The sequence below is a fragment of the Bradyrhizobium sp. AUGA SZCCT0182 genome (genome assembly GCF_018130185.1).
Taxonomy (GTDB): Bacteria; Pseudomonadota; Alphaproteobacteria; order Rhizobiales; family Xanthobacteraceae; genus Bradyrhizobium.
Map to the genome: position 1 here is coordinate 32,501 of NZ_JAFCLY010000017.1, position 18,102 is coordinate 50,602.

General features: G+C 63.5%; 19 protein-coding genes. 6 read left to right on the top strand and 13 right to left on the bottom strand.

Annotated features, from left to right (window positions below; translation table 11 throughout):
• Positions 1-18: 18 nt before the first annotated feature.
• Positions 19-558 carry a hypothetical protein gene (locus JQ611_RS19030; protein ID WP_409411283.1) on the top strand — a complete coding sequence of 180 codons (540 nt, stop codon included), beginning with the start codon at positions 19-21 and terminating at the stop codon, positions 556-558.
• Positions 559-691: 133 nt separating this feature from the next.
• On the opposite strand, the gene JQ611_RS19035 is transcribed toward JQ611_RS19030, so the two are convergent.
• Positions 692-1,780, bottom strand: coding sequence for a TRAP transporter substrate-binding protein (locus JQ611_RS19035; RefSeq protein WP_212267132.1), 1,089 nt, complete (start codon positions 1,778-1,780; stop codon positions 692-694).
• A 309-nt stretch (positions 1,781-2,089) separates the two neighbouring features.
• On the opposite strand from JQ611_RS19035, the gene JQ611_RS19040 reads away from it, so the two are divergent.
• Complete coding sequence (locus tag JQ611_RS19040; protein ID WP_212267135.1) at positions 2,090-3,175, top strand: NAD-dependent epimerase/dehydratase family protein; 1,086 nt, start codon at positions 2,090-2,092, stop codon at positions 3,173-3,175.
• Positions 3,176-3,248: 73 nt separating this feature from the next.
• On the top strand, positions 3,249-3,620 hold the full coding sequence (locus JQ611_RS19045) for a VOC family protein (RefSeq protein WP_212267286.1): 372 nt from the start codon (positions 3,249-3,251) through the stop codon (positions 3,618-3,620).
• Between the two features lie 8 nt (positions 3,621-3,628).
• Here the strand turns inward: JQ611_RS19045 and JQ611_RS19050 are convergent, their stop codons facing one another.
• The 4 genes from JQ611_RS19050 to JQ611_RS19065 all read right to left on the bottom strand — a co-directional run bounded on the left by JQ611_RS19050 (position 3,629) and on the right by JQ611_RS19065 (position 7,703).
• A complete protein-coding gene (locus JQ611_RS19050) occupies positions 3,629-4,948 on the bottom strand; it encodes an NAD(P)H-dependent oxidoreductase (RefSeq protein WP_212466262.1) in 1,320 nt (439 codons plus the stop codon).
• Between the two features lie 176 nt (positions 4,949-5,124).
• The gene (locus JQ611_RS19055; RefSeq protein ID WP_212466263.1) at positions 5,125-5,925 is read right to left on the bottom strand and encodes a phytanoyl-CoA dioxygenase family protein; all 801 of its coding nucleotides are present in this window, start codon (positions 5,923-5,925) and stop codon (positions 5,125-5,127) included.
• Positions 5,926-6,059: 134 nt separating this feature from the next.
• Positions 6,060-6,734: a GntR family transcriptional regulator gene (locus tag JQ611_RS19060; RefSeq protein WP_212466264.1), complete on the bottom strand. Its 675-nt coding sequence runs from the start codon at positions 6,732-6,734 to the stop codon at positions 6,060-6,062.
• 102 nt (positions 6,735-6,836) lie between these two features.
• Positions 6,837-7,703: a sigma-70 family RNA polymerase sigma factor gene (locus tag JQ611_RS19065; protein ID WP_212466265.1), complete on the bottom strand. Its 867-nt coding sequence runs from the start codon at positions 7,701-7,703 to the stop codon at positions 6,837-6,839.
• Between the two features lie 119 nt (positions 7,704-7,822).
• On the opposite strand from JQ611_RS19065, the gene JQ611_RS19070 reads away from it, so the two are divergent.
• Positions 7,823-8,278, top strand: coding sequence for a carboxymuconolactone decarboxylase family protein (locus tag JQ611_RS19070; protein ID WP_212267288.1), 456 nt, complete (start codon positions 7,823-7,825; stop codon positions 8,276-8,278).
• Between the two features lie 183 nt (positions 8,279-8,461).
• Positions 8,462-10,195: an adenylate/guanylate cyclase domain-containing protein gene (locus tag JQ611_RS19075; protein ID WP_212466266.1), complete on the top strand. Its 1,734-nt coding sequence runs from the start codon at positions 8,462-8,464 to the stop codon at positions 10,193-10,195.
• A gap of 13 nt (positions 10,196-10,208) precedes the next feature.
• Here the strand turns inward: JQ611_RS19075 and JQ611_RS19080 are convergent, their stop codons facing one another.
• Entirely contained in the window at positions 10,209-11,021 is an 813-nt protein-coding gene (locus JQ611_RS19080; RefSeq protein WP_212466267.1) for an alpha/beta fold hydrolase, read from the bottom strand.
• A 4-nt stretch (positions 11,022-11,025) separates the two neighbouring features.
• Positions 11,026-11,838, bottom strand: a complete 813-nt coding sequence (locus JQ611_RS19085; protein ID WP_212466268.1) for an alpha/beta fold hydrolase — start codon at positions 11,836-11,838, stop codon at positions 11,026-11,028.
• Between the two features lie 175 nt (positions 11,839-12,013).
• On the opposite strand from JQ611_RS19085, the gene JQ611_RS19090 reads away from it, so the two are divergent.
• The gene (locus JQ611_RS19090) at positions 12,014-12,556 is read left to right on the top strand and encodes a methylated-DNA--[protein]-cysteine S-methyltransferase (RefSeq protein ID WP_212267157.1); all 543 of its coding nucleotides are present in this window, start codon (positions 12,014-12,016) and stop codon (positions 12,554-12,556) included.
• A gap of 6 nt (positions 12,557-12,562) precedes the next feature.
• On the opposite strand, the gene JQ611_RS19095 is transcribed toward JQ611_RS19090, so the two are convergent.
• The 6 genes from JQ611_RS19095 to JQ611_RS19120 form a co-directional block, all read right to left on the bottom strand.
• Entirely contained in the window at positions 12,563-13,372 is an 810-nt protein-coding gene (locus tag JQ611_RS19095) for an enoyl-CoA hydratase/isomerase family protein (RefSeq protein WP_212466269.1), read from the bottom strand.
• A complete protein-coding gene (locus tag JQ611_RS19100; RefSeq protein WP_212466270.1) occupies positions 13,369-14,238 on the bottom strand; it encodes an MBL fold metallo-hydrolase in 870 nt (289 codons plus the stop codon). Before JQ611_RS19100 ends, JQ611_RS19095 begins: the two co-directional genes overlap by 4 nt.
• The gene (locus JQ611_RS19105) at positions 14,235-15,422 is read right to left on the bottom strand and encodes a serine hydrolase (protein WP_212466271.1); all 1,188 of its coding nucleotides are present in this window, start codon (positions 15,420-15,422) and stop codon (positions 14,235-14,237) included. The genes JQ611_RS19100 and JQ611_RS19105 overlap by 4 nt, the downstream gene beginning before the upstream one ends.
• A 16-nt stretch (positions 15,423-15,438) precedes the next feature.
• Complete coding sequence (locus JQ611_RS19110) at positions 15,439-16,053, bottom strand: glutathione S-transferase family protein (RefSeq protein ID WP_212267165.1); 615 nt, start codon at positions 16,051-16,053, stop codon at positions 15,439-15,441.
• Positions 16,054-16,203: 150 nt separating this feature from the next.
• Positions 16,204-17,046, bottom strand: coding sequence for a fumarylacetoacetate hydrolase family protein (locus JQ611_RS19115; protein WP_212033656.1), 843 nt, complete (start codon positions 17,044-17,046; stop codon positions 16,204-16,206).
• Between the two features lie 194 nt (positions 17,047-17,240).
• Positions 17,241-18,089, bottom strand: a complete 849-nt coding sequence (locus tag JQ611_RS19120; RefSeq protein ID WP_212416038.1) for an MBL fold metallo-hydrolase — start codon at positions 18,087-18,089, stop codon at positions 17,241-17,243.
• Positions 18,090-18,102: the final 13 nt, after the last annotated feature.

Genomic DNA, 18,102 nt, shown 5'->3' on the forward strand with positions numbered 1-18,102 from the left:
GCCAGCCTCGCATTTGCGATGGCCGCGCTGTCCAGCGGCGACGCGATGGCGCAGGCCAAGCAGGCGCCGCCGAAGCAGGCCGCTCCCGCGCCGGCTCCCCCGCCGCCCCAACAGGAAGCTCCGCTCAAGCAGATCGCGCTGACCGAAGCCCAGGTTCAGGGCGTGCTCTCCGCCGCCAAGGAAATGGACCCGATCACCGAAAAGATCGACGAGAACGCCAAGCCGGATCCGAAGATTACCGCCCAGCTCGACGGCATCGCCAAGAAGAACGGTTTTGCCAACTTTGACGATTACAACATTGTCGTCGACAACATCACATTGGTGCTGAGCGGGTTCGATCAGGCGACCAAGAAGTATGTCGGCGCCGAAGCGGTTCTCAAGACAGCAATCGCACAGGTCCAGGCCGACAAGAAAATGGCGGCCAAGGACAAGAAGGAAGCGCTTGCCGATCTCAACGAGGCGCTGAAATCGCCGCAGCCGGTGATCGAGAACAAGGGCAATATCGACCTGGTGACGAAGTACTACGACAAGCTCGCCGAGGCGCTCAGCGAGGACTAGAGGCTTATCGGTTCTGATTGGATCAGAACCGAAGCTCCAGACAAACGCTCTAACAACAAGACCGCGGTCAAGCCGCCCAACAAAAAAGCCCCGGAGAAATCTCCGGGGCTTTTGTCGTTTTGACTGTAACGCCTCAGGTCCTGGTGCGCATCCGCATCATGAAGCTGTCGTAGCTCAGTTCGGCCACCTGCATCCACGCCACCGATTCGGCGCGGAAGGCGGTCAGGCTGGTGTACATCTTGGCGAAGTGCGGATTGGTCTTGGACAAATCGGCGTAGATCTCGTTCGCCGCGTTGTAGCAGGCTTCCAGCACTTCCTGCGGGAACGGCTTCAGGATCGCACCGGCCACCAGCAGCCGCTTCAAGGCTGCGGCGTTGACGTAGTCGTATTTGCCGGTGACCCAGCTGAACGTGTCGTAGGACGCGGCTTCGATCGCGGCCTGATAGTGCTTCGGCAGGGCGTTGAACTTTTCGGTGTTCATGATGTTGTGGCCCTGGCCGGTGCCTTCCCACCAACCCGGATAGTAGTAGTACTTGGCGACCTTGACGAAGCCGAGCTTCTCGTCGTCGTAGGGACCGACCCATTCGGCCGCATCGATGGTGCCCTTTTCGAGCGCCGGATAGATGTCGCCGCCCGCGATCTGCTGCGGGACGCCGCCGACCTTGGCGATGATGGTGCCCGCGAAACCGCCGACGCGGAATTTCAGGCCCTTGAAATCCTCCATCGACTTGATTTCCTTCCGGAACCAGCCGCCCATCTGGGCGCCCGTACTTCCGGTCGGAACGCCGGTGACCTTATATTCCTTCATTAGGTCGTTCAGCATATCCATGCCGCCGCCGAACCGCATCCACGCGATATGCGCGCGCGTGTTGAGCCCGAACGGCAGCGAGGTGCCGAAGGTGAACGCGGGATTCTTGCCCCAGTAGTAATAAAGCGCCGTGTTGCCCATCTCGACGGTGCCGTTGGAGACGGCGTCGAGCACCTGCAGGCCCGGCACGATTTCGCCGGCGGCGAACGGTTGAATCTGGAATTTGTTGTCGGTGATATCGGCAACGCGCTTGCAGAAAAATTCGCAGCCGCCGTAGAGCGTATCGAGTGCCTTTGGCCAGCTGGCCGCAAGCCGCCACTTAATTTCAGGATTGGATTGCGCGATGGCAGGTGATGCGACCGCAGTCGCAGCGAGACCGACACCGCCTACTTTGATAAAATCACGACGTTTCATTCGTTTCCCCTTTTGTTTTTTAATACTGACCACGGGACAACGATCTTGAATTGTCGTTTCTGTCCGACGATGGCCGACGTTCGATTGGTGATTGAGATCAATCCTTTCAAACCCGTAGGTCAGGATGACCAATCGGGGGTCGATAATCAAGGGTTCTGGCCCCGCCGCAGCTGCGAACAGCTGCAATAAGTTTACGCAATGGTCCGGCCTTCACATGCCCGGCCTTCACACGACGAAAGGCTAAGACGTAGACTGACGCGACCGGCGTTGGTCTGATAGGAAGGCCGGTAATCGCCGCTGGAGCCGGAAATGGCAGAGAAGAAGGTCGTGGTCGCGGGCGCCACGGGATTGGTGGGAAATGCCGCATTGCGGCACTTCGGCGCCGCCGGGGGATGCGACGTTCTGGCGCTGTCGCGGCGCAGGCCGCGCGAGCTCCATGGCTTCAGGCACGTGCAGATCGACCTCACCGATCCCGCGCAGTGCCGGCGCGCTGCAACCGAACTGCAGGGCGCCACCCATCTCGTCTACGCTGCGCTGTATGAAGCGCCCAATCTGGTCGACGGCTGGCGCGATCAGGATCAGATCCGCACCAACGATTTGATGCTGCGCAATCTGATGGCCGCGCTCGAACCGGTCGCGCCGCAGCTTCGGCATGTCGCACTTCTGCAGGGCACCAAGGCCTATGGCGTCCACGTCCGCCCGCTCACCGTGCCGGCGCGCGAAGGCCGCTCGGAAATGTACGAGCAGCCGAATTTCTACTGGGCGCAGGAGAATTTCCTGCGTGAGCTGCAGCAGGGCAAGGCCTGGCACTGGAGCATTTTGCGTCCGGTGTTGATCGTCGGTGAGACAATCGGCGGCGCGATGGACCTGATCCCGCCGCTCGGCGTCTATGCCGCCATGCTGCGCGAGCAGGGCCGGCCGCTCGATTATCCCGGCGGTGCCGCGCGGGTGTCGCAAGCGGTCGACGTCGATCTTTTGGCGCGCGCGATCGCCTGGGCCGGCGAGGCGGCCGCCGCGCGCAACGAAGCCTTCAACGTCACCAATGGCGATGTCTTCACCTGGGAGAATGTCTGGCCGGCGATAGCAGATGCGCTTGAGATGAAGCCGGGCAACGCCGTGCCGCTGTCGCTGGCGCAGGAATATCCCAAGTGGATCGCGCCGTGGGACGAGTTGCGGCGCAAGCATAATCTGATTTCGCCCGGCCTTGAAGAATTTGTCGGCCTGTCATTCCAGTATGCCGATTACAGCATGCGCCATGGCCAGACCCAATCGGGCCCGCCCTCGATCGTCTCGACGGTGAAGATCAACCAGGCCGGCTTTACGGAGATGATGGACACCGAGGCGATGTTCCGGAAGTGGTTCGGACTGGCGCGATCGAGCCGCTTGCTGCCGTAGCACTCTCGGGGGCTGCGCTGATCCGCGCCAGATGCCATCATGATTTGACGGGATGAAACATTGGAGACTCAAGATGCTGGATCACGTCTCGCTGGGCGTCAGCGATATCGAGCGGTCAAGGAAATTCTATGATCAGGCGCTCCGTCCGCTCGGCATCGAGCGCTTGTACGCTGACGGTCCAACCGCCGCCGGCTATGGGGCCGACCGGAAGGCATTCTTCTGGATCGGCGAGAAAGACGCTTCGCAGACCGGCAGCCACGTCGCCTTTGCGGCCCACGACAGGGAAACCGTAGATCGATTTCACCAGGCCGCGCTCGCAGCCGGGGGACGAGACAACGGGCAACCGGGACTGCGCCCGAATTATCACGAAGATTACTACGGCGCGTTCGTGCTCGATCCCGACGGCCACAACATCGAGGCGGTTTGCCGCCGGAACCAAGTGTAATCCAATCGCTACATGTTACCCGTCGCGGCAAACTTCGCTTCCATCGCCTTGCGCGTCTTGATGGTATCGTTGGCTTCGTCGACCTCGACATCGCTCCAGCGCACCACCGCGCCGTGGGCGACGTTGTTCTTCAGCTTGACGCGATGGGCCAGACCAATCGGCAGCGCGCCGGCTTTGAGGCTGGCGGCCGCCGGCATCAACTTGCCCCACACCGTGTAGCCGCCTTCGCCGTCGAGCATTTCGCCGGCGCGTAAGTCGCGTTTGGCGACCGCCGCGACGTCCCCGCGAAAACCATGGGGCTGCCCGGTCGGCTCATTGCGCAGTGCCGCCGACAGGATGGAGATGTTCAGCTCCAGCCCGATCAGATGATAGGGCTTGTACATCGCCGCATACCGGCCCGAGGCGTCGGTCTTCAGCCCGTATTGCTTGAAACAGTCAGCGGCGTAATCGTTCGGCGCTTCGAGCACGACGTAGACGCCCCAGCGCAGATCGCGAAACACCGGGCGTCCGTCGCGCTCCAGCGACGACACCACTTCGACCACGCCGGATTTCTCCAGCACGCCGCCTTTGTCGCGCGGCCGCATCACATGCGGCAGGTCGTCGACGCCGCAGGGCGGAAACTTTAGGCCGTCCGTGGGCACGTCGAGCTGGCAAGCGTTGGCGATTGCCGCCATCTCGATCGCGGATTTGGTGCCGTCCAGAAACGAGTTGAACATTTGCGGGTTCATGCCCGCCGACTGCGCTTCATCCGCGGTGAGGCCGTAATGGCCCCAGACGCCTTCCGGCGTCACATCATGATAGGCTGGCAGATACTTTGTACCTTTACCGGCGGCAACGACGCGGAATCCCGTCGCGCGCGCCCAGTCCACCATCTCTGATGTGAGCGCAGGCTGATCGCCATAGGCCAGCGAATAGACCACGCCGGCCTTGCGGGCTTCCTCCGCGAGCAGCGGACCTGCCAGCACATCGGCCTCGACATTGACCATCACGACATGCTTGCCGGCGGCAATCGCGGCGCGGGCATGCCGGATGCCGACGGCCGGATTGCCGGTCGCTTCCACCACGACATCCATTGCGCCGCCCGCGATCGCGCGCGCGCCATCATCGGTGAAGGCGGTCCGTGCGATCCGCTCCTGGTCCCAGCCGACGGTACGGCACGCCTCGCGCGCGCGGTCGCGGTCGAGATCGATAATCAGCGGCACCTCAAGTCCAGGCGTGTGCGGCACCTGTGCCAGGAACATCGAGCCGAATTTGCCGGCGCCGATCAGCGCGACGCGAACCGGTTTGCCCGCCGCATGGCGGGCCTGGAGGAGGTGGTGGAGGTTCATGGCGGATTTCCGGGTGTGGCGTGTCCCGGACGCGGTGCAGCGTGAAACGCTGCTCCGCAGAGCCGGGACCCAAGTGGACGATCGAAAGAAAGGCCCCGGCTCAGCAGCGCAACGTCGGAATCGCGCGTAGCGCGATCCTGTGCACGCTGCGCTGCGTCCGGGGCACGAGAGCGGTTCTACTCCGCCGCCTGGCGATGCGCCCGCGCCAATCGCAGCAACGCGTCGTCGTCCACGGTCTGGATCGGCTTGAAGTCGCGATGGGCGATATATTCCGGCCGCGTCGGGGTGCGGATGTAATTGGAAACCGCATTCAGCGTCAAATAGACGATCTTGCGCGGATAGGGCGTGATGTTGCCGGCTGAACCGTGCACCAGATTGCCGTGGAACATCAGCATGCCGCCGGCCTTGCCGGTGGGCGCGACGATGCCGCCTTCCTTCACCAGCCTCGTCACCGTGGCCTCGTCCAGCGTCCACAGCGGATAGGAAGTGGTTTCGAGATCGTGCGAGGCCTTGAGGTCGCCGGCGTGCTGGCTCTTCGGCACCAGCATCAGGGGACCGTTGATCGGCATCACCTCGTCGAGGAAGATCGCGATGTTCATCGCGCGCGGCAGCAGCATGCCGTCGTCGCGCTTCCAGGTGCCGTAATCCTGATGCCATTGCCAGACGTCGCCGGTGAAGGCGGATTTGGCGTTGATCTTGTATTGATGCATGTAGACTTTTTCGCCGAACACCTGCTCGACCGGCTCGATCATGCGCGGATGCGCGCCGAGCACGCCGAACGCCTCGTTGTAGAGATGCGCCGCAAAGGCGGTGCGCGGCGCACCGCTCTTCTCGCGCCACACCTCGGGTCGATCAGCGTCGTAGATGCCTTCGGCCTCGCGCGCGAGATAGGCCACTTCCTCGGGGCTGAACAGCTCGGGCAGAAACAGCCAGCCTTCGCGGTTGAAATAGTCGATCTGCTCTTGCGTGAGTTTCATGGTCGTTCCTCCTGGTTTATTTTCTATTGTTTGTCATTCCAGGATGCGCCTCTTGGCGCAGGCCCGGAATCCATACTCACGATCGTGGTTATGGATTCCGGGCTCGTGACTTCGTCACGCCCCGGAATGACGACTTACGCCGCCCTATCCGTCGCCCTCAGTCTTTCCTCCGTCATCCGTCCCGCCGTTTGCGCATGCGCCAATGCCGCGGCCTCGGCTTCCCCAGCCTTGCCGGCCAGAATCTGCACCGCGATCGCCTCGTGTTCGCTCCAGGCGCTGTCGCGGTAGTCGAGTTCGGCCAGCACGGTGGCCATCGAGCGGCGCATATGCGGCCATTGCGGTGCGATCATTTCCTCGATCGCGGGGTTTCCTGCGAGGCGGTAGATCGCGCTGTGAAAGTCGACGTCGAGCGCAATCAGCCGCGCCAGCGGGGTGTCCTCGCCGATGGTCCGGCCGGCTTGCAGTGCCGCTTCCAGCGCCGCGCGCCCGGCCGTGTCGGTCTTCACGCGTCCGGCGGCAAGCCGTGCCGCCAGGGCGTCGATGGCCCCGCGGACCTCGTAGAGCTGGCGGATACGCGCCGGGTCGAGCTCGGTGACCTCGAACCCACGGCGGCCGCTCTCGGCCACCAGGCCCTGCCGGTGCAGCAGATGCAGGGCGTGGGAAACCGGCTGGCGCGATACGCCAAGCTTCTCGGCCAGCTCGTTCTGGGTGATGCGCTGCCCCGGCGGCAGCGTCCGATCAATGATCGCCTCGAGGATCCGGGCATAGACCTGGTCGATCAGGTTGGGGAGCGGATCTAACGGGATCATGCCAGCCGTCCAAAATGGAATACGGAATTCCGTATTCGGTATTCATACCCCTGGCTGGCTGCACGGTCAAGGGGGCTTTGACGTGTGGAACTCTGGCCGAAGCTAGCCGGGCGCAAGCACCTCCACGTCGAACGTGCCGATCGCTTCCGCGTCCGCCACCGCGTCCACCGCCGATATCCGCTCGCCGCTGATGGTCAGCCGCAGCACGATGCGCAATTGCCCGCCGAGGACGACGGCGACCGCCAGCGCGCCGTCGACCAGCGCGGGCCTTGCGGCCTGGGCGCGGCCCTTGAAGGTTTCGGCAACCGCCGCAGCGCCGCGGATTTCCGGCAGCGAACCGAGCCGCTGAGCGGCCTGGTCGGCACGGAACACCACGTCAGGATCCAGCACCGCGAGCAGTCCTTCGAAGTCACCGCTGCGCGAGGCCGCCAGGAACGCATCGACGATCTGTCTCTGGCGGCTGAAATCGGCGTCCGGCGCGGGCGGGGTGCCCTGCACCCGGCGGCGGGCGCGGCTGGCGAGTTGCCTCGCTGCGGCGGGCGTGCGGCCGACGATCGGTGCGATCTCCTCAAAGGGAACGGCAAACATGTCGTGCAGCACGAAGGCCAGCCGCTCGGCCGGCGCCAGCGTCTCCAGCACCACCAACAGCGCCGCGCCGACGGAATCGGCCATATCAGCATCGCGCTCGTGTTCGTCGTTGGCCGCAGGTTCCGGCACATCCGGGCCGATCGGTTGCTCGCGCCGCGATTTGCGTGACCGCAGCATGTCGAGGCAGACACGGGCGACCACCGTGGTCAGCCAGCCGCCGAGGTTTTCGACCGCGCCGGTATCGGTGCGGCTCAAGCGCAGCCAGGTCTCCTGCACGGCATCGTCGACCTCGGCGGTCGATCCCAGCATGCGGTAGGCCACCGCCCGCAAATGGCCTCGGTTGGCCTCGAATTTCTCGGCCAGAAACTTTTTCTCGTCCATTGGTCACATTCCCATGTCGCGTTCCGTCTTGGCTATGACGAACGAAACCGTGCCGATGTGACAGCAAATCGGCACGGCGGCGTCAAAACCGAACAAAATTGGATGGAGAATCAAAGATGATGCAGGCTCGAATGAACCACCCCGTCATGGTCGTTCCCGACGCCATGAAGGCGCTGCACTCGCTCGGCGAACTGACCAAGAACAGCTTGCCGGAAAAGCTGCTTGAACTGGTGCATCTGCGCGCCAGCCAGATCAACGGCTGCAGCGTCTGCGTCGACATGCACCCCAAGCTCGCCAAGAAAGCCGGCGAGACCGATGAGCGGCTGTTCGCGGTCGCGGCCTGGCATGACACGCCTTACTTCACGGACGCCGAGCGGGCCGCATTGGCGCTGACGGAAGCGCTGACCCGCATCAGCGACCGCGCCGACCCGGTGCCGGATGCGATCTGGAATGAGGCCGACAAGCAGTTCGACGAACAGGAGCTTGCAGCGCTGGTCCTGGCGATCGCCAACATCAATGTCTGGAACAGGCTCAACGTCGCCGTGCGCCAGCCGGTGGGCGTCTGGAAGGTGTGAGGGGCGATTACGCGGGGGTCCGGCCCGGAATCCCGGGACACTGGCCGCAATTCCAGTGCGCGGGCTCGTGCTTAATTTACCTGCGCGAGCTAAAGAACAAGCCTGGCCGATCCCGATCGGCCGGGCTTTTTCGTTTGCCCCACCATCCATTCCGGTCCGCCCGTTATGTCAGAGCCCCGAGCCATGTTGCGACCGTCGATCCGCAAACGAATCCTTGCCATCGCGGTCGGGCTGATCGTCCTGATGGCGATCACATCGGTTCTGTCGACGGTGATGACGCGAAAGGTCGCCCATCAGCTCGATGAGTTAAGCGGCAAATATGTCGAGGCCTACGGGCATCTGGCGCGGATGAATGTCCGCTCGCTGGAGCAGGCGCTGGCGGTTCGCAGGATGGTAATCGCAAAGACGCAGTCGCCGCCGGATGATGCCGCTTTTGCGGAGCATCAAAAAACCTATGAGGCGAAAGACCTGGAGATCGACAAAGAGGCGCAGGCCGCGCGGGTGCTGATCAATGCGATCATCGACGACACCTCTACCGATTCCGATAACGCCAGGCTCGGCCGGATCGACGACCGGATCGAGAACGTCAACAAGGACCTTCGCCGCTACTTGAGCGATGAGAACAAGCGGATGTTGCCACTGCTCGCTTCCGGCAATTTCGCCGAGGTAAGGGCGAGCCTCGCCCGGGCCGACACGCTGCGCGACGATTTCAATCAGAAGGTGGAGGAAATCCGAAAGGATATGCTGGTGCAGGTCCGCAGCGATGCCGTGGTGACGATGCGTGACCAGCAAAAGGCCATTGTGATCTCCATGATCCTGACGGTGCTGGCGGCCGTATTGGGGTTGATGTTCGCGATCTTCGTCAGCATGGGCATCACCCGGCCGGTCCGGCGGCTGCTGGATGGCACCCGCGCCGTCGAGGCCGGCCGCCTCGATGGATCGATCGACGTCACCACGCGGGACGAGATCGGCCAGCTCACGTCCGCGTTCAACAACATGGTCGAGCAACTGCGTCACAAGGAGAAGATGCGCGAGACCTTCGGCCGCTATATCGACCCGCGCGTCGTGGAAGGATTGATCAACCGTCAATCGCTGACCACAACCGATGGCGAGCGCCGCGTGATGACCGTGCTGTTCTGCGACATGAAGGGATTTACCAGCCTCAGCACGGGCATGACGCCGCAGGGGCTGGTCAAGGTCATGAACCATTATCTGTCGACCATGTCGGGGCCGATCCGCAACCATCATGGCATCATCGACAAATATATCGGCGACGCGATCATGGCCTATTGGGGTCCTCCGTTCAACGAAGACGGCGAGCAGGCGCGGCTGGCATGTTTGGCTGCGATCGACATGGCTCGCCGCGGTACAACGTTGCGGACGGAGCTTCCCGAATTGCTCGGCGTGCGCACGGTGCCGAGCGACTGCGACGTCCGGATCGGCGTTGCGACCGGCGAGGTGCTGGTCGGCAGCATCGGTTCGGAATTCATGATGAGCTACACGGTGATGGGCGACGCGGTGAATCTGGCGTCGCGGCTGGAGGGCGCCAACAAGGCCTATGGCAGCCATTGCCTGGTCTCGGCGCCGACCATCGCCGCAGCCGGTGACGGATTGGCGTTTCGCGAGATCGACCGTCTGGTCGTGGTCGGCCAGAGCCAGCCGGAGACGGTGTTCGAGATCATCGGGCGCGAGGACGAACTCACGCCGGACCAGGTGTCGCTGCTGGACAGTTATTCGAAGGGGCTCGCCGCCTATCGCGAGCGCCGTTGGGACGACGCGCGCCACGCCTTCAGCGCCGGGCTCGAAGCGGTCCCCGGCGACGGGCCGTCCAGGGTATTCATCAAACGCATCGGTGAGTTTCAGGCAAACCCGCCGGCCGCCGATTGGGACGGCGCATGGATTCTCGATCAGAAATGACAACCGGCGGCGATCACGCCGCCAGGAATTCCATTACGGCGTCGGAGTATTCCGTCGGCGCTTGATCGAAGATCCAGTGGCGGGCGCCGGGGATCACGGCCGTTCTGGCGCCCGGAATATGCAGTGCCAGCACGCGCCAGATCTGGGCCAGCGAGCCCTGCGTGTCGCCGCCGCCGATCAGCAAGGTCGGCATCCTGATCGATTCCGCTTCGCTGCGTGAAAATGGCCGGCGTTTCTCGCCGACCTGGCCGATCAGCGTATAGGCGTTGTCGCGGAGCTGCTGTTTGGGTGCGGCCGGCAGTCGCTTCCACGTGCCCTCGCCATCGATCATGTCGACGATCAGGTCGAGCGCGCCGTCGATATCGCCGCTTTTGACTTTCTCTACGGCGGCCGGAATCCGCGCCGCAATCGCCGACGAACCCGGGCCTGCACCGGCTGAACTGAGCGTGGCGTCGAGGTCGCCGCCGGGCTCGGCGAGCACCAGCTTGCGCAATAGATCCGGCCGCTGCTCGGCGACGCGAAAGGCGATATGCCCGCCGCGGGAATGGCCCATCAGGTCGACGGGGCCGAGTTTCAGTTGCTCGATGAAGCCGATCACGTCGGCAACATGCTGCGCCATCAGATAGTCGTCGCCGACGCCGTCCCAGTGCTCCGGGAAAAAGTGCCGCAGGCTGAGCGAGATCACGCGGTGTTTTTTCGACAGCGGTCCGAGCACCGGATACCAGGTGCGGAAATCGCCGAGCGTGCCGTGGACGCAGACCAGCGGCGGGCCCTGTCCGACGTCGAGATAGGCGATGTCGTAGCCGTTGACGGGAAGCGTTTGCATGGGATCAAGCCTCTGCCAGGAACGCGAGCACGATCTCGCAATATTTCTGCGGCGCCTGTTCGAACATCGGATGCGTGGCGCGGGGGATCATCTCGGTGCGGGACCCCTTCACATTCGCGGCCAGCGCACGCAGCACCAGCGGCGGCGTGCCCCTGGTGTTGGCGCCGCCGATGAACAGCGTCGGCGTCGTGATCGCTTCCGCATCCGCCTTGGAGAACGGCGGACGCGAGTCGCGCATCTGGCCGATCAGCGTGGTGGCGTTGTCGCGCAGCAACTGCTTCGGCGTCGCCGGCAGGCGCTTCCAGGCCCCGGGTCCTTCGAGCGCGTCGATGAAGATGGCAAGCCCGCCATCGATATCGCCCTTGGCGATGACCTCCGCGGACGCTGCAATTCGGGCCGCCAGCGGCGAGGGGCCGGGCTCGTAGGCGGGATCGAGCGAGGCGTCGAGTTCGCCGCCGGGCTCGGCCAGGATCAGTTTTCGTAACAGGTCCGGCCGGCGCTGCGCGACGCGAAACGTGATGTGCCCGCCGCGGGAGTGGCCCATCAGATCGACCGGTCCGATGCCGAGTTTCTCGATGAAGGCGATCACGTCGTCGACATGCTGCGCGATCGAATAGGTGTCGCCGATTCCGTCCCAATGGTCGGGAAAGAAATGCCGCAGCGACGGCGCGACGACGCGGTGTTTTTTCGACAGCAGCCCCATCACCGACGACCAGATCCGGAAGTCGCACAGCGAGCCATGCACGCACACCAGCGGCGGGCCGTCACCGGCCTCGAGATAGGCCATGTCGAAGCCGTTGACGGGGAGGGTTTGCATGGGGGGCTCGGTGTGCGGGGCGGCGCCATTGAACGGTGAATATCCCACATCATCGGAAGTTGTTTATGCCGTCAAGTTCCCTCAGGTTTCGGGTGGATAGCAACAATCTCCAAGCCTAGATTTGGGACCAGCATCAAGCTCAAACTATCGGAGCGAGAGGATCTGGAGCGAGATCATGACCGAACAGCAATTTGCGATATTCGACACCCCGATCGGCCGCTGTGGCATCGTGTGGGGCGAGCGCGGCATTGTGTCGGTGCAACTGCCGATGGGCGACGAGAAGAAAACCCGCACCCGGCTGCAGCAGCGCCATGGCGACATCGACGAGGCGCATCCGCCGGCGAACGTGCAGGCTGCGATTGAAGGTATCGTCGAACTCCTGGCCGGCAAGCCGAACGACCTGGCGGACGTCGTGCTCGACCTCGACGGCGTGCCCGAATTCAACCGCGGCGTCTACGACATCGCGCGCACCATTCCGCCGGGCCAGACCATGACCTATGGCGACATCGCGAAAAAGCTCGGCGGCGTCGAGCTGTCGCGCGACGTCGGCCAGGCACTCGGCCGCAACCCCTGTCCGATCGTGGTGCCCTGCCACCGCGTGCTGGCGGCGGGCAACAAGCCGGGCGGCTTCTCCGCCAATGGCGGCGTGGTGACGAAACTCAAAATGCTGGCGATCGAAGGCGCGGTCGTGAACCACACGCCGAACCTGTTCGATTGAGGCAGATTATTTGCCCTTGAAGTTCGGCGGGCGCTTTTCGTTGAACGCCAGCACGCCTTCGCGGCGGTCCTCGGTCGGCACCATCCGGTTATAGGCCTCGATCTCGAGCGCAAGCCCGTCGCGCAGCGATGATTGCAGGCCGCGGTGGACCGCGAGTTTCGCTTGGCGGACCGAGATCGGGGCGTTGCGGGCGATGTGCGACGCGGTCGCCAGCGCTTCCGGCAATAGATCGGCTTGCGGAAACACTTCGTTGACGAGGCCCCAGTCGCGCGCCTGCGCTGCCGTAAACGGCTTGCCGGTCAATATCAGTTCCTTGGCCCGGCGCTCGCCGACCGCGCGGGGCAGGGTTTGCGTGCCGCCGCCGCCCGGCATGATGCCGAGCGTGACCTCGGTCAGGGCAAAGCGTGCGGTCTCGGCGGCGTAGAGGAAATCGCAAGCGCCTGCGATCTCGCAGCCGCCGCCATAGGCCGCGCCATTGACGGCGCCGATGATCGGGACCGGGCAGTCGATCAGCGCCCGCACCATCCGCTCGAAAATCACGTGCTGGCGCGTCCATTGCTCGTCGGTCATGCCGCGGCGTTCCTTGAGGTCGCCGCCGGCGCAGAACGCCTTGTCGCCGGATCCGGTCAGGACGATGCAGCGCAGATTGGCGGGGTCGAGCGCCACATCCTCGAAACAGCGCACGAGATCGCGGCCCATCTGGGTGTTGAGCGCATTGGAGGCGTCCGGCCGGTTCAGCCGCACGATCGTCACGTGCTCGTCGACCCGTTCCAGCGCGAGGGTTTCGAAGGCAGGTGTTTCCGGGGCCGCGCTCATATCGCCTCGCAGGTAAATCCGTTGCCGGCGCGACGGATTTTGCCTGTCGACGGTGAGGGGAAATGCGCGGTGCAGCACAGCGTGTCGGTGTCGCAATAGCGTTCGAGGAAACTGCGGCGCGTGACGCCCGCCTGCGCCTGGTCGACGTCGAACTTGACCGACATTTCCGGATAGCGCGTCTGCAGCGGCGAATGCATCAGATCGCCCGAGAACACCGCATCGTCCTTGCCGCGGCCGAAGGTGAAGGCGAGATGGCCGGGGGTGTGGCCCGGCGTCGGCAAGAGGCGCGCGTGGTCGCCGATCGCAAAATCGTCGCGCACGATTTCGGACTGTCTGGCTTCGACCACCGGCAACACGCTGTCGCCGAACGGCGGTACCGGCGTCTTGGCATGCGTCTCGGTCCAGTAATCGAACTCGGTCTTGCCGAACACGTAACGCGCCTTCGGGAAGGTCGGCACCCAGCGGCCGTTTTCCAGCCGCGTGTTCCAGCCGACGTGATCGACATGCAGATGCGTACACATGACATAGTCGATATCGCCGACGGCGAAACCCGCCGCGGCAAGCCCTCGGATATAAGTGTCGTCGGTCTTCATGTTCCATTTCGGACGCAGCGGCCGCGGCTTGTCGTTGCCGATGCAGCTGTCGATCAGGATGGTGTGGTGCGGCGTCTTCACGATGTAGGACTGGAAGCACAGGATCAGCACGTCATTGGCGTCGAGCGCGCCGGCCTTCTGCATCCAGCCCCGGTTTTCCGCCAGCAGTTCCGGCGTTAGCCCCGGCAGCATCTCCAGCGCCGGCACGAAGGCGGCTTCCTGCTCGATGATACGGTGGATGGTGAGATCGCCGACGGTGAATTTCAGGCTCATGGCTTTTCCTTGTTCTTGTCGTCGCGAACGGCGGGAAGGATGTAGTTCGCCATCATATCCAACGCTCCGTCGCCCTGGCGTGGTTGAGGATAAAGCCCTGATGTCGTCATCACCACAAGGTCGCGGTCGGGCACGATGAAAAGCCGCTGGCCGCCGAGGCCCATCGCGGCAATCCATTTCACTTCCTTCTCCTGCGCGATAGAACGGCCCATCCACCATTGCTGGCCATAGAAGAACAGCCCGCTGAAATAGCCGATCGCCTGAAACCGCGGCCGCACCGATTGCTCGATCCATTCCGGCGAGACAATTTGTTGTCCGCCCCAGGTGCCGCGATTGAGCACGAGCTGACCGAGCTTGGCGGCATCGCGCGGCCGCATCCGCAGGCCGACGGCGGAAGCGACTTTGCCGTTCTTCGAGTAGGTCTTCCATTCCAGATCGGTAATTCCGATCGGCCCAAACAGCACCTCGCGCGCGAACGCTTCCAGCGGCTTGCCGGAGACGCGTTCGAGGATATTGCCGAGCAAATCCGTCCCGCCGCCATTATAGGTCCACACATTGTCCGGCGGCTTTACGATCGGCTTCGACAGAATGTAGCGGATCGGGTCGGTCTCGCCGCCCAAATGCGGTTCGTCGTTCTTCGGATCGTTCCAGGCGCGGTTCTCGTCCCACTGCATGCCGGACGACATTGTGAGCAGATGGCGTAGCGTGACCTGGTCCCAGCCCGGCGATTTGTCGGAAGCGTATTCAGGATAGAATTTGACGACGGGCTCGTCCGCGCTCGCGATCAGCTTGCGGTCGACCGCGATGCCGACCAAAAGCGAGATCACGCTCTTCGATACCGAACGCATGTCGTGCTTCGTCGTGGCGTCGAACGCGTGCTGGCCGCCGCCCTGGCCCCAGGGCTCGTCATAGCCCGCGAAATACTGTTCGAACACCAGCTTGCCGTGGCGGACGATGACCACGGCGTGGACGTTGGCCTGAATTTCCTTCAGGCGCGCCGCGATCGCACAAAGCCGCGCGCCATCGAGGCCGACGCTTTCGGGGGAGGCGATGGCCCAGCCATCGTCGAGGGCGGTGGGCGTTCCGCAAGCCATGCCGGTTTGTCCCAGCGCGGTCACGGACGCCGACAGCAGGAGCACGGCAGCGATGCCGAGGCGCCGCAATTTCCTGCCGCCCTCACGCATGCTGCCGTCTCCATTGTTACGCCGGCGGGGGAGCCGAGATTTTCACCGACGGCCGCTCCAGCATTTTCTGATGGAAGGCATCGAGCTTCGGGAACGCCTTGCGCCAGCCGCAATCGGCAAAGCGGAAATCGGCATAACCGAGCACGCAGACGAGGCCGATCTGCACGATGTCGAACGGCCGCGACAGCACCTCTAGCTTGTTCTCGAACCGCGCCATGCCGGTCCAGGCCCGGTTCCAGTGGTCGTCGGACCAGGCCTTCCACCGCAATTCCTGCGGACGCACCATACCCTCGTAGCGGCACAGCAGCATGGCATCGAGCATGCCCTGCAGCAGCGAATGATCCGACTTGACCTGCCAGCGCGTCGGGCCGGAGGCCGGGATCAGCCTGTTGCCACCGGCGAGTTCGTCGAGATACTCGACGATGACGTAGGAATCCAGAATGACGTCGCCATTGTCGAGGATCAGCACCGGCAGCTTCTTCAGCGGCGTGATCTTCGAATATTCCTCGTTGACGGTGCCGGGCGCCACCGTCGCCGAAATGAATTCGATCTTGTCGATCAGCCCGGTCTCGATCGCGGCGATGCGGACCTTGCGGGCGAATGGCGAGGCGGGAGAGAAGCTGAGTTTCATGTTGTTATTCCCTGACCAGTTCGTTTCTCCGTCATGGCCGGGCTTGTCCCGGCCATCCACGTCTTCGTTGCCGATGCACCGTCAAGACGTGGATGCCCGGCACAAGGCCGGGCATGACGACGAGTGAGCAAGTGCTCCACCCCGCCAACCTCACGCCTCGATGACTTGCTGCCGCTGTTCGCCGAGGCCCTCGATGCCGAGGGTGACGACGTCGCCGACATTGAGGAATTGCGGCGGCTTCATGCCGGCGCCGACGCCGGGCGGCGTGCCCGTGGTGATGATGTCGCCGGGCAGCAGCGTGAGGAATGTCGAGACGTAGGCAATGCACTTCGCCATCGTGAAGATCATGGTCGAGGTCGAGCCGGTCTGGCAGCGCTTGCCGTTGACGTCGAGCCACATCGACAGCTTCTGCACGTCGGCGATTTCATCCTTGGTCACCAGCCATGGGCCGACCGGGCCGAACGTGTCGTGAGACTTGCCCTTGGTCCATTGGCCGCCGCGCTCCTGCTGGAAGTAGCGCTCGGAGACGTCGTTGCAGACGCAGTAGCCGGCGACGTGATTGAGCGCGTCGGCCTCGCTGACATATTTGGCGCGGGTGCCGATGATGGCGGCGATCTCGACTTCCCAGTCGAGCTTCTTGGACTCGCGCGGCTTTTCGATCGCGTCGTTCGGGCCGCTCAGCGAGGTGTTGGCCTTCAAAAAGAAGATCGGCTCGGGCGGAATCGGATTGCCGGTTTCCTTGGCGTGATCGACGTAGTTGAGGCCGATCGCGACGAATTTCGAGATGCCGGTGACCGGCGCACCGAAGCGCGGCTTGCCGTCGACGGCGGGAAGTTTTGAGGGGTCCAATGCTGCAAGCTTGGCCAGCGAAGCGGGCGCGTAGGCCTCGCCGTTAAGATCCTTCACATGCGCGGAAAGATCGCGCAGCTGGCCGGATTTATCGATCAGGCCGGGCTTTTCCTGGCCAAGCGCGCCGTAACGAACAAGCTTCATTGTACTGCTCCCTCAGGGGTTTATTTACTTGGAATGCTTCATGGAACAGCGGGCGGGGAAATTCAACCACGGAAGCGCCCCGCATTGCAGGTCTCTTAATTCGTAGGGTGGGTGGAGCGCAGCGATACCCACCAGCTTTCCTGCATCCTGAGGCGGTGGGTATCGCTTCGCTCCACCCACCCTACAATCCGGGTTCACCCCAGCGCGATGAACTTGAAGGCGTCCCCCTCGCGCCTGATATGGCCGGCATTGAAGTGCCCGCCGATGACAAGCGTCGGCGTGTCGGCAAAACGCCCGAACAGCTCGCGCCGCGTCACGGCCGACGCTTTGGGGTCGGAATCCGCGGTTGACGACCAGTCGAGATGGGCCATCTGGCAGGGGTGATGGGCGACGTCGCCGGTGAGCAGGCCCTCCTGGCCGTCGGACTTGATGTGGATGCTCATATGGCCGGGGCTGTGGCCGGGCGTCGGGATCAGGGTGATTTCGTCCGAAAGCCTGGCATCGCTCGGCACCAGATCGGCCTTGCCGGCATCCGCGATCGGTTTGACGGAATCGCCGAACACCGCCTTTTTGTCGGGCTCGTCGCTGTGGTCGCGCCAGTGCTCGAATTCGGTCTTGCCGAACACATAGCGGGCGTTGGCGAAGGTCGGCACCCACTGGCCGCCGACCAGCCTGGTGTTCCAGCCGACATGGTCGACATGCAGGTGGGTGCAGAGCACCGTGTCGATGCTGTCAGGCGCAAAGCCCGCCGCGGTCAATCTGTCGAGGAACGGGTCCTGGCGGTTGTTCCAGGTCGGTACGTTGCGGCCCTGCTTGTCGTTTCCCAATCCGGTGTCGACGATGATCCGCCGCTTGGGTGTCTCCACCAGCAGCGAATGGATCGACATTTTGAGGCGGCCCTCTTCATTGGCGAAATGCGGGATCAGCCAGGGCAGCTTCTGGATCTCCTCGTTGGTCGCGAGCGGCAGGATGAAGCGGGTGCTGCCGACGGTCTCGAGCTCGACGACCTTGGTGATTTTGACCTTGCCTATCGTCCAGTGCATCCGGCGGTTCCTC